The sequence below is a fragment of the Deferribacter autotrophicus genome, from assembly GCF_008362905.1.
In the GTDB taxonomy this organism is placed as follows: Bacteria; Chrysiogenota; Deferribacteres; order Deferribacterales; family Deferribacteraceae; genus Deferribacter; species Deferribacter autotrophicus.
The window spans coordinates 115662-128982 of sequence record NZ_VFJB01000008.1 but is presented as its reverse complement, the minus strand read 5'-3'; the positions used below and the strand labels follow the sequence as shown (position 1 = coordinate 128982).

Here is a 13321-nt window from a genome sequence, read left to right as displayed (position 1 = left end):
TTATGCTTGTATTAGGAATTGAGACATCTTGCGATGAAACTTCTATGGCAATTTATGATTCCAAAGAAGGGATCAAAGGAAGTATCATATCATCACAAATAGATCTACATAAAAAGTTTGGTGGTGTTGTACCCGAAATTGCTTCAAGAAATCACCTTTTAAAATTGGAAGAGATATTTTTGTCACTGTTGAACGAAGCAAAAATCGATAAAAAAGATATCGACCTAATAGGTGTAACAAATGCGCCAGGGCTTATCGGTTCACTTTTTGTGGGAGTAGCCTTTGCCAAAGGACTTGCTTACGGACTTAAAAAACCTTTAATACCAGTTAACCATCTGGCTGCGCATACTTTATCATGTGAAATAGAAAATCCATCATTAAAACCGCCATATCTGTCATTCATTATTTCTGGAGGACATACGCATATATATAAAGTTGACGATGCATACAATTTTTATCTCCTGTCCCACACTGTGGATGATGCCGTTGGCGAATGTTTTGACAAAGTAGCAAAAATGATGAATTTACCCTATCCTGGCGGCCCTGAAATTGAAAGACTTGCACTGCAAGGAGATGAGAATAAAATAAAATTTCCTGTTGCATTGAAAAATAGTGTTAATTTTTCCTTTAGCGGATTGAAAACTGCAGTTTTAAATGTTTTGGAGAAAAATGAGTATAGTATAGAAGATGTAGCAGCATCCTTTCAATTTTCAATATTTAATAATTTTATAAACAAATTGGATAAAATTATTGATAAATACAAATTGAGAAAAATAACTGTTTCAGGAGGAGTTTCTGCAAACAGTTATTTGAGAAATAAGCTATCAAGTTATTATCAGAAAAAAGGGATAGAGTTATTTTTCCCATCAAAAAGACTTTGTACCGATAACGGAGATATGATTGCTTATACAGCTTATAAATTTTTTAGAAAAAGAAAATTTATGGGGGTAAAAGAAACAGCATACGATGTTATGCCAGATATCACCGGCTAAACATCTCATTATAGACACAATAAAAAAAGAAAAAATGGTTGCCGCTCCTCTTGCAGGTATTACTACTATACCTTTTAGGAGGATTGTAAGAAAATTTTTTGATGGTGTCATTTTTACAGAGATGGTTTCCGTGGAAGGATTAAAAAGAAAGGTGGAAAACACTTTAAAATACGCAAAAATTTTAGAAAATGACCATCCAGTTTTTCTGCAGCTATTTGGAAATGATCCAGCTTCCTTTTACGATGCCATTAAAGTATGTGAAGAGGTATCAAATCCGGATGGTTATGATCTAAATGCTGGTTGTCCGGTAAAAAAAGTATTAAAATCCTATGCCGGCTCCTATCTTTTAAAAGATTTAAAACAGCTTAGAGAAATTATTAAAAATATGAGAAAAGCTACAGATAAACCAATTTCGGTAAAAACAAGACTTGGGTGGGATGAAAAATCTTATGTTTACAAAGAGATTTTAAAAATATGTGAAGGTGAAGGTGTTGATATACTTACATTTCACGCAAGAACAAAATCTCAAATGTTTGGAGGAGAAGCAAATTTATTTGCCTTAAATGAGGTTGCAAACCTGAAAAAAGAGATTTTATTAATAGGTAATGGTAATGTTTATGACCATATTAGTTTCAATAGGATGCTTAATACAGGTGTGGATGCTGTAATGATTGGCAGAGCAATGATGAAAGCTCCCTGGATCCTTTCTGCAATTAAGGAAGGCAAAGATGCACATGAGTTTTTAAGTTTAGATGAGAAGAAAAAGCTTATTATCGAGCTTCTATACTATGAAAAAGAATTTAGAAAAAACTATCTGGATATAGTGCGAAAATATTCCATATGGTTTTTAAAAGGATATAAAAATTCATCCGACTTCAGAAAAAAAGTTTATCAAATAAAATCTGAAGATGAATTTTTAAAACTTTTGGAGGAGTTCGTTGAATAAAAACAATATTAATACAATAATTTACGATTGTGATGGAGTACTTTTTGACAGTGAGGATGCCGTTTTAGCTTATTACGATTTTATTTGCGAAAGGTTTAATCTTCCAAAAATTCAAAGAGACAACCATGAAGATGTGAGAAAAGCTTTAATGAAAACTAACGAAGAAATCATTAGAATGTTGACTGATGATGAAAGGCTTATAGAAGAGATACTTGAATTTGCAAAAAATATGAACTTCAAACGGTTTTTAAACCTAATGAAACCAGAAAAAAATCTGAAAGAAACACTCGAGATATTATACGATAAAGGTTATAATTTAGCAGTTTTTACTAACAGAGGACATTCCCTTCATTATCTACTTGAGCATTTTGGACTTGAAAAATATTTTAAAATTAAAATCACTTCTTTTGATGTCACAAAACCAAAACCTGACCCCGAAGGTGTTTTCAAAATTTTAGATTTTTTCAAGATTGCTCAAGAAAATGTCCTTTATATCGGAGATACTACCAATGACCTTTATGCCGCAAAAAATGCAAAAGTTCATTTTGTAGCGTATAAAAACAGATTGGAAGACTCTCCGTTAATTCACAACCACCTGGAAATTTTGAATTTTTTATGATTTATTTAAAATTAGTTTTATCCACAATTTTTTGGGGAGCATCATTTACAGCAGGAAAAGTAGCCGTTGCATATCTTTCCATTTTTTCAGTTGCTTTTTTCAGGTTTTTTATAAGCTCAATCATTTTTCTTATAATCATCAAACGGAATATTCCACATTTTAATAAAAACAATTTTTTTGTATGTTTTATAGGCGGATTTACCGGTATCTTTCTTTATAACATATTCTTTTTAAAAGGATTAGGTCTCACAGAAGCATCCAAAGCTTCAATTATTGTAGCCATAAATCCGGCTATTACTGCGTTAATAACAAATCTATTTTTAAAAGAAAAACTGAAATTTTTAAATTATACAGGACTAATATTATCATTTGCCGGTTTATTTCTTATCATCACAAACGGTCATTTTGACAAAACTGCTTTTTCAGACCTTAATTACGGTGATATCTTAATCGTATTTGCTGCTTTATCTTGGTCAGCCTACACTATTTTTGGCAAAATAGCTCTTAACACCCTTTCCCCCATGGAATCAACGGCATATTCTATATTCTGGGGCACAATACTACTTACTCCTTTTGCCATTAACGATATTTTTACAAGAAGTTTAGTTTTCAATCTAAATGTAGCAATTTCTTTGATAGTATTATCGGTATTCGCTACAGTTTTGGGATTTTTGTGGTTTTACAACGGAATTAAGGAAATAGGTGCCACTCGAGCTTCAGTATTTATATATTTGGTACCTTTTTTTGGAACACTTTTTGGTGTAATTATCTTACACGAACAGCTAACTCTTTTCATGATATTGGGCGGATTGTTAACCATTTTTGGAGTTTATATTACAAATAAAAAATATTAGGTTCTATACGATTTTAATCTCATTTCCAAATACCCGGATACATGTGATAGTATTATATTTAATACCAAATAAATAACTGTGATAATTATCCAAGTTTCAAAAATCAAATATGTTGATGCCATCAATTCCATTCCTTGAAAAGTTAGCTCCGGAATGGAAATAACCGATAAAATGGCAGAATCCTTTATTGTGGAAACCATCTGCCCTGTCAGTGGAGGTATAATTAAAGGTAATGCCTGAGGAAAAACAATATATCTCAATCGTTGCCATTTATTTAAACCTAAACTTTTAGATGCATCGATTTGACCTTTATCAATGGATTTAATCGCTCCTCTTACTATCTCAGTTATATACGCCCCCTCATACAGAGAAAGGGCAATTATCCCAATCAGAAAAATTGAAATTTTATCTTTTGGCACGAGAAAAAAGTTTAGTAAAATATTATATTTGTCATCCAAAGTTATAAAAAAATTATCTAGTTTTAAAACAGTTATAATTTGATCCCCTAAAAAATAATAAACTACAAAAATAACAACTATGGAAGGGATGTTTCTTATAGATTCAACATACATAACACCGATCAATCTAAAAAAAAGATTTTTTGTGCTCTTAAATATACCCATAATAAATCCGATTATTGTAGATAATATAATAGAATAGACACTAATTTTTATCGTATTTAAGATACCAATGCTTAATACATTTGCTCCTATTTTGCCATCTTCTACCACGAAAAAATATTGAAAAATTGATTTCCACTGCCACTGGTAATTCAGATATTTATTTACTCTGTAGAAAAAAAGCCAGATAAAAAATAGAATCAAAATTATTAAAAGAATATCAATTTTAGTAATCTTTATTTTCTGCTTCATTTCAAAAAAAGCTAAGGCGTAGGCCTTAGCAATTATTTAATCAGTTTCTCCCAATCTCTTGTATAAAACCAATAATGTTTTCTTTCCTTTAAAAACCCTTCAGCTTTTACATAAGTAATCCAGCTATTTAAAAAGTTTAGAAAATCCGAATCCCCTTTTCTAATAGCAAAACCTATAGGTTCTTTTGTAAAAGTATCTTTAATAGGTAAAAATAGTCTATCAGAATGTTTTATTGCTTGAAATGCAGGCATTGGAGCTGAAGCTACAACAGCATGTGCTCTTCCTAAAAGAAGCTCCTGAATCGCCTGTGATTCATCATCAAATAGTTTTATGGTTGCATTTGGCATATATTTTTTTGCAGCCACCTCAGCAGTTGTACCTATACGAACAGCAATTATTACACCTTTCTTATTAAAATATTTTAAAGAATTAAATCCTTTTGCCTTAGTTTTATTGGCCACAATAGACATTCCGGAATAATCATATGGAATAGAAAAATTTACTTTCAAAGCTCTTTGTGGTGTGATACTCATTCCACCAATGATAATATCGAATTTACCTGTCAATAAAGCTGGGATGATGCCTGACCATTTAGTCGGTACAAACTGAACTTTCACACCCATATCTTTCGCTAAACGTTTTGCAACATCAATCTCAAAACCAACAAGCCTTCCCTTCTTGTCATACATCGCCCAAGGAACAAATGTGGACATACCAACTTTCAACACCCCCCTTTTTAAAATCTTATCAAGAGTGCCTTCAGATGCAGACAAATTAGCTGCAAAAGAAAACAAAAGTAAAATTAAAAAAAATTTCTTTAAAAAATTCACACATCACCCCATCTCATTTTATAGCTAAATAATCTAAGCATTATTAAAATTATAACATTTATAAGAAAATATGTAAATGCAACTGTCAGCCAAATTTCAAAGGTCATAAACGTTTCTGAAATTGCCTTTTGAGCTTCCATTGTTAAATCATAAACAGCAATTACACTCACCAAGGCGGAATCTTTTATTAAAGAAACAAAAATATTGGTTAAAGGTAACATAACCTTTTTAATTGCTTGTGGTAAAATAATATAGGATATGGTGTTACCTTTAGACAAACCCAAACTAAAAGATGCCTCCCATTGCCCCTTATCTATGGATTCAATTCCGGCTCTGACTATCTCACAAGCATAAGCACCTTCAAAAAGGCTTAATGCTATTACAGCTGACCAAAATCCTGAAATATTAAATACAGGTGCTATTACAAAATAGAAAAAAAGTATTTGTATTATCAAAGGAGTATTACGAAATATTTCAACATAAAGATACCCCAATAACCTTGCAACAAAAGAGTTAAGCACCCTGAAAATTCCAAATGTAAAACCTAAAACATTAGTTAATATAAAAGACAAAAAAGAAATTTGAAAAGTTATAAGCAGTCCTTTCAGGAATGGACCTAAAATTAATTTGCCCTTATCAAATTTCAGGAAAAATTCATCGATACGAAACCACTGCCAGTTATATCCTGACGATGTGGCTCCTTTGTAGAGAAAAAAGGCTAATAAAAAAATCAAAACAATAAACAGTATCAATTCGATAGATTTTCTTCCCATTTTAAGGAAATATATTTGATATATCAAAATTTTAAAGGGATAAATTAGTTGAAAATTGCCATTTCCGGTCATAGAGGTTTTATTGGTAAAAATTTTATTAACAAATATAAAACCAAATATGAATTTATCTTTTTAAATAGAAAAGACCTATATACCCCTGAAGCTTTATTAAATAAAATTGACTCAGCAGATATTATTATCAACTTAGCCGGTGCACCTATCCTTAAAAGATGGACTAAAAAATACAAAAATATCATTGTTGATAGCAGGGTAATACCGACAAAAAATATTGTTGCAGCTATGAGTAAGTTAAAAAATAAACCCAAACGATTTTTATCGGCATCAGCCATAGGAATTTATACAAGTGAAATACAATGTGACGAATACACATGCAAAATCAATAATGATTTTTTATCATACGTATGCCAAATCTGGGAAAATGAGGCATTAAAGGCAGAAGAATATGGAATCTCCACATCCATTTTGAGATTTGGTGTCGTTTTAGGGAAAAACGGTGGTACATTTCCAAGAATGATACTCCCATTTAAGCTCGGTATCGGCGGTAAAATTGCAAGCGGAAAACAGGTAATTTCGTGGATTCATATTGAGGATTGTATAAGAGCAATGGACCACATAATTGAAAAGAATATAAATAAAGAAGTAAATATAGTGGCCCCAAACCCTGTGACAAATTATGAGTTCACAAAAATTGCCGGCAATATTTTGAAAAGGCCCACTGTCTTAACTATTCCCTCTTTCATATTAAAATTAGTTTACGGAGAAGGAGCAGATATTCTTCTCAAAACTCAAAATGTATTACCTAAGATACTATTGGAATCAGGTTTTAAATTTGAATTTCCTGATATCATTTCAGCATTAAAAGATTTACTATTATAATTGCCACTGAAAAAGTATATCTTATTAATAATTAAAAAATACTTTATTTATAGCATTTGTAATGGTGTGACTTAAAGGGGGTTAACACCCCCTTTAGAACCCCCAAAAATGCTGAGTTTACAAAAAATTATATAAAACATAAAATTTTATTAATTGAGGGATAAAAACTAGCAAAATCATGAAAAAATATTATTTATAAAATAGTTCTCACTTTTTCAGTGAGAACTATTTTAAATTATTGATTTAATTCCTTTTGTAACACTTTATCCCTGTACTGAAAAATGTACTCAAGCTTATTACGAACAAAACCATTGGTAAAAAAAGAAACCGGATAAAAAGGAGGCTCATAAAGAATCTTGTCTTTAATACACGTTTTATTATTATCCAATTTTTCAAAATGATGGAAATGATACCATCTTTTGAAAGGACCTTTAATCATCTTATCTATAAAATACATATATTCTTTGACAGCAGATATCTTACTTACCCATGTAAAAGTAAAAAACATAACTTGAAACTTGTAAGTTATGATATTTCCATCAAATATTTTGTCATCAAAAACACTGTTAACCACCCTAAATCTGATTTCTGGGGGATTTAACTTTTCTAGATTTTTATGATTTGTAAAAAAATCCCAAACTTTTTCTATAGAGCTATTTACTATTAATACTCGTTCAATCGTTTCCATTTTTTATACTCAAGTAGTTGGCAAAAATAGCATTGGCACAAATCGTTAAAAACTTCACCATATCGCTATCACTTCTCGATGTAATGACAATTGGTACTTTCGCACCCACAACAACATTTGCTACATCAGCACCCATTGTCATAGCCCATGATTTATAAAGAAAATTCCCAGCTTCTATATGTGGCACAACAAGGATATCGGCATTTCCTGCCACAGGATTATCTTTCAACCCTTTCTTTTCTACAGCATCAGGATACAGCGCCAGATCATAAGAAAGGGGGCCATAAACTACAGCATCCTCCCACTTTAACTTTGACAATTCCTGATCTAAAATTGTAGAGGGTATTTTTTCTGTTGGGATCTCATTTGCTTCAAGAAGAGCCACTTTAATATCAGAAATTCCTATAGCCTTTGCAACATCAATGGCATTATTAATAATATCTTTACTTAAATCCAGATTGCCACCAGGAAAAAGCTCGGTATTTATAGCAGGATCAGTAAGTAATATAAACTTTTCTCTATCGTATAATTCAAAAATACTTACAAGACTTAATCTTCGCATGGAAGGAATTCCAGTTTTCTTATTTAATATCTCTTTTAACATTATAGCAGTATTTATGTTCCCTTTCATTATAAAATCGACTTTACCTTCTTTGATAAGCTCAATCCCTTTTTTAGTGCAATCTTGGAAATAAGTTTCACTATCATCAATATGTTCATAGACATAATGTTTTTGAAATATAAGATAATCACTCAAATCTTTTTCCAATTTTTTCTTGTTCCCCACAAGATATACCTTGTTTATTATCCCCTCTGCTATAGCTTTATTTACAGCATCCAGAGATGATTTATCTGGATTTATTACAACAATATTTTGCGGATTGATTATTTTTGCAGCTTGTATCAAATCTTTCATTTTTTTACCTTTTGTCTTCAAAAGCATTGAAGAACCATAATAAAGAGCTGCAAAAATCTTAGATTTATCTGTTATTGACTCAATCTTATGTTTCAAAGATGAATCAAAATATATGGTATCACCTGCATCTAGCAGATATTCTTTCCCATCGATGACCATCCTGATTTTCCCTTCCATAACATAGATAAACTCTTCTCCATTATGTACACTTTCATCAACATTGTAATCTTTTGTTTTATAAATATCTACCACAAAAGGTTCTATAGCTTTACTTGAATATTTTGGTGCAAGACTTTCATAGACAAGATAATCTTTTCTTTTTACAACAATTCTTTCTTCAGGTGTCGTTTTGGCAACCTTTTTATCTTCATAAGATTCGCCAAATAAAATTGTTGGAATATCCACGCTGAGGAAAGCGGATAATTTTAAAAGTTGAGAAACAGAGGGTTGAATTTCATTTTTTAATATAGCATCAATTTCATCATCTGTGATACCAAGTAATTTTGAAAGTTCGGATTTGTCTATGTTTTTGCTTACCAAAATTTCCGTAATATTCTTCCCTATATTCCCATATTTATTCATAGATCTTAGCATTTTCTTCTCCTTTTAAAACTCTAATAGCACCATTAATCAATGCTTCAATTTCATATTCACCAGGAACAACATATATCTCCGACATAAAACCAACGTAATCTCTTATTTTTTCCACAATAAGCTTACTATTGGCTAAACCTCCTGTGAGAACAATTCCATCTATTTTTCCCTTAGCCGCAGCAAACAAACCACCTATCTCCTTTGATATATTATACACAAAAGCATCCAAAACTTTTTCTGCTTCGTTATCGCCACCTGTAACCATATCTTCAACTTTTATCATATCCTTAGTTTTTAAATGTGAATATATTCCTGATTCTTTTACAACAAGTTTCAAAAACTTATCCAGCGACATTTCGGTGTTTTTTAAATACTCAATAATACCGTCCACAGGTAAGCTTCCAGCCCTTTCAACAGCAAAAGGACCATCACCGTCAAGACCGTTATTCACATCTACCACTTTTCCATAATAATGAAGACCTATGGTTATACCGCCACCCATATGAGCCACAATTAAGATAGAATCTTCATATCTTTTACTCAATTTTTCTTTTGCAACACGCCTTGCCACCTCTTTATGATTCAATGCATGAAACTTACTTTTTCTTGTTATAGAGTTGACCCCTGTAATCTTTGCTATTTCCCACATTTCATCAATAATCGGTGGATCCACAATAAAGGCAGGACAATTATAAATCTCTGCAAACTCTCTTGCTAATATTCCACCCAAATTTGCTGGATGTTCACCGTTTACTCCTTTCTTTAAATCTTCAATCAATCTTTCATTAACTTCATAAACCCCGCCTTCAACACTTTTTATCAATCCCCCTCTGGCAACTATGGCATCAAAATTAACATCTTCAAAATTATTATCTTTTAAAAATTGTTTAATATTATCAAACCTAATATCTTTCTGCTCCACCACAGTTTTTATTTTTAAAAAATTTTCATCCAGATGTTCCACTTTATGTTTATATATTTTTCCATTAAAATAGATGCCTATTTTTGTGGATGTAGAACCGGGATCAACGGCTAAAATATTCATACAAACTCCTTGGATTAAATTTTACTTAACTTATCATCAGCTTAAGAAAATTTCAACTATGAAAATATCTGGCGTCACCCCATTTTTTACAAAACTTTTTTTAATGAGTTTGTGGGAAAACATTTTTCGGGTTCAGGGTGTAGCACAAAAAATAAACATTAGCTTTTAAAATAATAAATAATAACTGCTAAAATAGCTCACAGGATGTATCTTGGCACTTTGTGCAACACCCTGAAAGTTCCCATAAAACCGCCATGGATGGCGGTTTTAGAGGAACTTGCCTCGGAACAAAACTGGACGTTTTGTGAGAATGTTCCGTGTTAATTGTCAACCATTTTCTGTAACCTCTGTTAAATTTTTTAAATATTCTGGATCATATGGCCTACCGTTTTTTAATACACCAAATATTTGCCTTATCAATTTATTCGCTACTGCTATTATCGCCAATTTCTTCGCTTTACCTGATGATAAAAGCCTTCTATACAAATTTGAACAAAATTTATTATACCGTATCGCTGACAATGAACATACAAACAATATCTTCCTTATATAAGCATTTCCTCTCCTTGATATATGTCCCCTTCCCCTTACAGATGTCCCAGATTCCCTAATAGAAGGACACAAACCTATATAACTAACAACCTCCTTCGCCCTCTTGAAATTACGAAAACACTCCAATTTGCCCAACACTATCGACGCTAACTTCATACCTACTCCAGGAATACTCATAACTAACTCATATTCCTCTCTATAACGACTTTTCAACAAAACCTCTAGTTCCTGCTCCAATTTCTTAATCTTGCTCTTATAGGCGGAAATTACATCTTTATAACACGATATAACCTCTTCTTGTTCATATGGCAATTGGCTAAATCCCTCTATCTGATTATTCAATCTATTTATCTGAGATTGAAAATCCTCTATTGCTTTTAAACGACTATCTATCTCATAATATAATTCATCCTTAGGTTTAAATCTCCATTTATAACCATATTCCAGCCCATATTCCGCTATCAATTTGGAATCCGATTTGTCTGTCTTTGCCTTCCTTAAATTCATATCTGAATATTTCTTTATTGACATCGGATTAGCTACACTTACTTCGTAACCTAACTCCCTACTCAAATGGGTGGCTAATTTTAAATGATATACTCCTGTACTTTCCATCATAAAAAGTACTTTCGACCAATCTACTCCTTTTACTTTCTTAAGAAAATCTTTAGTAAAAGATCTTACACTATTGCTCGTCTCGTAATACTTGTGCGTAGATCCATCATAAAAACTTATTGACAATGTCGACTTTGATACATCAATACCTACCACATTTTCAAATCTTCTCATTTTATAATGTCTCCTATATTTTTTCTTGAGCTTTGCTTCCCTTTATACTATCATCGCAACATAATACAGGCTCGTAGCCTAATGTTCCGTCCAGTATTTGGAAAGCTGAAGGTGGGGACAACATTCTCAACGGTTTCTTACAACCAATGAGAAAAATGTCCTTGTTCACCTTCAGTGCTCCATACATTACATAACCTTTTTTTAACTCTTTGTTAATTGTTTATTCCATATTTCTAATATACGATGAGAAAAATGTTTTCTCACAAACAATTCAACATAATTTATTGATATATAATTATAATTCAAAACAGTCTCCGAAAAAATGGGGTGACTCCAGTGAAAATATTAATTCTTACAAAGAAAAGTTTTTATCGAAATTCATAGTAGACTAATTTTTGTACGTCTTGAACACCTCAAATATACCTTACCATTTATCATTCTCGAGATAGCGAACCAAAGCACTCAACAAATCGATTTCATTAATCTTATTAATAAACAAGAAAAAAGATCTCAATTGCTTTGCTAATGAAGTCACGTTAGGAAATAATCGTAATCCTGTTTTCTTATTGTTCTTATTACATTTGTTGATCCAGGAACGCCTGCGGGATAACCAATTGTTGCAATGAAAACATGATCGGGACGGAAATCTTTAGAAGTTTTTTTCAAAAATTCTATTAACAGTTCATCTGCATTATCAGTATCTTTGCTGATCATGTAGTGAGTTACACCCCAGCTAATAGCCAATTGTCTTAAAACCTTTTCATCAGTAGCTACAGCATATATTGGACATTCAGGCCTTGATTTTGATACCCTCCTTGCACTCGCACCACTTTTTGTAAAAGCCACAATACCGTTTGCTCTAAGTTCTTTTGCCAATTTAACTGCAGTCTGAGCAATCGCACTACTAATTTTTCTTTGATCGTGTGAATCGTAAAACTTATAGTAGGGGTAAATTCTTTCAGTTTCTTCGATAGTTTTCACCATAACCTTTACAGCTTCTACAGGAAAGTCACCAATTGTGGTCTCATCCGAAAGCATCACTGCGTCTGTGCCATCAAGCACGGCATTTGCAATATCTGATACTTCTGCTCTTGTGGGTCTTGAATGTTTAATCATAGATGTCAGCATCTGCGTAGCTGTAATTACAGGTTTTGCAGTCTCATTTGCCTTTTTTATTATCATCTTTTGAACAACTGGCACTTTTTCCATATCTATTTCAATCCCAAGATCACCACGCGCCACCATCACACCATCACTTATTTCGATAATCTCATCAATATTAGTTATGGCCTCATTTTTTTCTATCTTAGCAAATACAGGAATATCTCCTCCATTCTCTTCTATAATTTTTTTAGCAAGCAAAACATCATCTTTTGTCCTCACAAAGGAAAGTGCAATAATATCAAATCCTGCTTTTATACCAAACTTAATATCATCTTTATCTTTCTCTGTGAGTGCTGATAATTTTAAATCCACATTGGGCAAATTAAGTCCCTTTCTTGATGAAATTATACCGGCAGATAAAATTTCAGAAATTATGTAATCTTTTCCTTTTTCCAAAACCCTAAGTTTAACTGTACCATCTGCAATATAAAAATGATCATCTACTTTAATAGTTTCAAAAACTTCTTTAATAGGTAGTGGTATAATTTTTTCATCCCCAATAAAATCCCCATATACTATTTTCACAACCTCCCCTATCCTAACTGGTACCGGCTCTTTTATCTCACCAAGCCTTAATTTTGGTCCGGATAAATCCATAAGAGCAGCAATATATCTATTTTTCTGTTTTGCTATGTTTCTAATCCTTTTCAATAACTCAAGATGTTTTTCATGGGTACCATGTGAAAAATTAAATCGAAAAACATCAACACCCACTTCTATCAATTTTTCAATAATTTCTGGTCTTTCAGTGGAAGGTCCCACCGTGGCCACTATTTTGGTTTTTTTCATT

At 32.0% G+C, this 13321-nt stretch carries 13 protein-coding genes; 5 read left to right on the top strand and 8 right to left on the bottom strand.

Annotation, left to right across the window (positions count from 1 at the left end; genetic code table 11):
* Positions 1 to 2: 2 nt before the first annotated feature.
* The 4 genes from tsaD to FHQ18_RS10175 are packed head-to-tail and all read left to right on the top strand — an operon-like array spanning position 3 to position 3411.
* Positions 3 to 992, top strand: coding sequence for a tRNA (adenosine(37)-N6)-threonylcarbamoyltransferase complex transferase subunit TsaD (gene tsaD / locus FHQ18_RS10190; RefSeq protein ID WP_149267075.1), 990 nt, complete (start codon positions 3 to 5; stop codon positions 990 to 992).
* A gap of 34 nt (positions 993 to 1026) precedes the next feature.
* Positions 1027 to 1938, top strand: a complete 912-nt coding sequence (locus tag FHQ18_RS10185) for a tRNA dihydrouridine synthase (protein WP_246798743.1) — start codon at positions 1027 to 1029, stop codon at positions 1936 to 1938.
* Entirely contained in the window at positions 1931 to 2557 is a 627-nt protein-coding gene (locus FHQ18_RS10180) for an HAD family hydrolase (RefSeq protein WP_149267073.1), read from the top strand. The genes FHQ18_RS10185 and FHQ18_RS10180 overlap by 8 nt, the downstream gene beginning before the upstream one ends.
* Entirely contained in the window at positions 2554 to 3411 is an 858-nt protein-coding gene (locus FHQ18_RS10175; protein WP_149267072.1) for a DMT family transporter, read from the top strand. Before FHQ18_RS10180 ends, FHQ18_RS10175 begins: the two co-directional genes overlap by 4 nt.
* On the opposite strand, the gene FHQ18_RS10170 is transcribed toward FHQ18_RS10175, so the two are convergent.
* The 3 genes from FHQ18_RS10170 to FHQ18_RS10160 are packed head-to-tail and all read right to left on the bottom strand — an operon-like array spanning position 3408 to position 5886.
* Positions 3408 to 4283, bottom strand: a complete 876-nt coding sequence (locus FHQ18_RS10170; protein WP_149267071.1) for an amino acid ABC transporter permease — start codon at positions 4281 to 4283, stop codon at positions 3408 to 3410. The two genes, FHQ18_RS10175 and FHQ18_RS10170, sit on opposite strands and share 4 nt — an antisense overlap.
* A gap of 32 nt (positions 4284 to 4315) precedes the next feature.
* Entirely contained in the window at positions 4316 to 5113 is a 798-nt protein-coding gene (locus FHQ18_RS10165) for a transporter substrate-binding domain-containing protein (RefSeq protein ID WP_223144614.1), read from the bottom strand.
* Positions 5110 to 5886: an amino acid ABC transporter permease gene (locus FHQ18_RS10160; RefSeq protein WP_149267070.1), complete on the bottom strand. Its 777-nt coding sequence runs from the start codon at positions 5884 to 5886 to the stop codon at positions 5110 to 5112. The genes FHQ18_RS10165 and FHQ18_RS10160 overlap by 4 nt, the downstream gene beginning before the upstream one ends.
* A gap of 48 nt (positions 5887 to 5934) precedes the next feature.
* Between FHQ18_RS10160 and FHQ18_RS10155 the strand changes: the two genes are divergently transcribed.
* The gene (locus FHQ18_RS10155) at positions 5935 to 6783 is read left to right on the top strand and encodes a TIGR01777 family oxidoreductase (protein ID WP_149267069.1); all 849 of its coding nucleotides are present in this window, start codon (positions 5935 to 5937) and stop codon (positions 6781 to 6783) included.
* Positions 6784 to 7018: 235 nt separating this feature from the next.
* On the opposite strand, the gene FHQ18_RS10150 is transcribed toward FHQ18_RS10155, so the two are convergent.
* From FHQ18_RS10150 to pyk, 5 genes are all read right to left on the bottom strand, one after another.
* Positions 7019 to 7471: an SRPBCC family protein gene (locus FHQ18_RS10150; protein WP_149267068.1), complete on the bottom strand. Its 453-nt coding sequence runs from the start codon at positions 7469 to 7471 to the stop codon at positions 7019 to 7021.
* Positions 7458 to 8981 carry a phosphate acyltransferase gene (locus tag FHQ18_RS10145; RefSeq protein ID WP_149267067.1) on the bottom strand — a complete coding sequence of 508 codons (1524 nt, stop codon included), beginning with the start codon at positions 8979 to 8981 and terminating at the stop codon, positions 7458 to 7460. The genes FHQ18_RS10150 and FHQ18_RS10145 overlap by 14 nt, the downstream gene beginning before the upstream one ends.
* Positions 8962 to 10026 carry a butyrate kinase gene (gene buk / locus FHQ18_RS10140; RefSeq protein WP_149267066.1) on the bottom strand — a complete coding sequence of 355 codons (1065 nt, stop codon included), beginning with the start codon at positions 10024 to 10026 and terminating at the stop codon, positions 8962 to 8964. The genes FHQ18_RS10145 and buk overlap by 20 nt, the downstream gene beginning before the upstream one ends.
* Positions 10027 to 10353: 327 nt before the next feature.
* Complete coding sequence (locus FHQ18_RS10135; protein ID WP_149265152.1) at positions 10354 to 11367, bottom strand: IS110 family RNA-guided transposase; 1014 nt, start codon at positions 11365 to 11367, stop codon at positions 10354 to 10356.
* A gap of 531 nt (positions 11368 to 11898) precedes the next feature.
* Positions 11899 to 13320 (bottom strand): pyruvate kinase, encoded by a 1422-nt coding sequence (gene pyk / locus FHQ18_RS10130; protein WP_149267065.1) that lies wholly within the window; start codon positions 13318 to 13320, stop codon positions 11899 to 11901.
* Between the last annotated feature and the right edge of the window lies 1 nt (position 13321).

Coding starts and splice junctions, on each gene's coding strand:
- FHQ18_RS10185 (WP_246798743.1), top strand. CDS start 1,027: ATGGTTGCCGCTCCTCTTGCAGGTATTACTACTATACCTTTTAGGAGG.
- pyk (WP_149267065.1), bottom strand. CDS start 13,320: ATGAAAAAAACCAAAATAGTGGCCACGGTGGGACCTTCCACTGAAAGA.
- FHQ18_RS10135 (WP_149265152.1), bottom strand. CDS start 11,367: ATGAGAAGATTTGAAAATGTGGTAGGTATTGATGTATCAAAGTCGACA.
- FHQ18_RS10175 (WP_149267072.1), top strand. CDS start 2,554: ATGATTTATTTAAAATTAGTTTTATCCACAATTTTTTGGGGAGCATCA.
- FHQ18_RS10145 (WP_149267067.1), bottom strand. CDS start 8,981: ATGCTAAGATCTATGAATAAATATGGGAATATAGGGAAGAATATTACG.
- FHQ18_RS10160 (WP_149267070.1), bottom strand. CDS start 5,886: ATGGGAAGAAAATCTATCGAATTGATACTGTTTATTGTTTTGATTTTT.
- buk (WP_149267066.1), bottom strand. CDS start 10,026: ATGAATATTTTAGCCGTTGATCCCGGTTCTACATCCACAAAAATAGGC.
- tsaD (WP_149267075.1), top strand. CDS start 3: ATGCTTGTATTAGGAATTGAGACATCTTGCGATGAAACTTCTATGGCA.
- FHQ18_RS10170 (WP_149267071.1), bottom strand. CDS start 4,283: ATGAAGCAGAAAATAAAGATTACTAAAATTGATATTCTTTTAATAATT.
- FHQ18_RS10150 (WP_149267068.1), bottom strand. CDS start 7,471: ATGGAAACGATTGAACGAGTATTAATAGTAAATAGCTCTATAGAAAAA.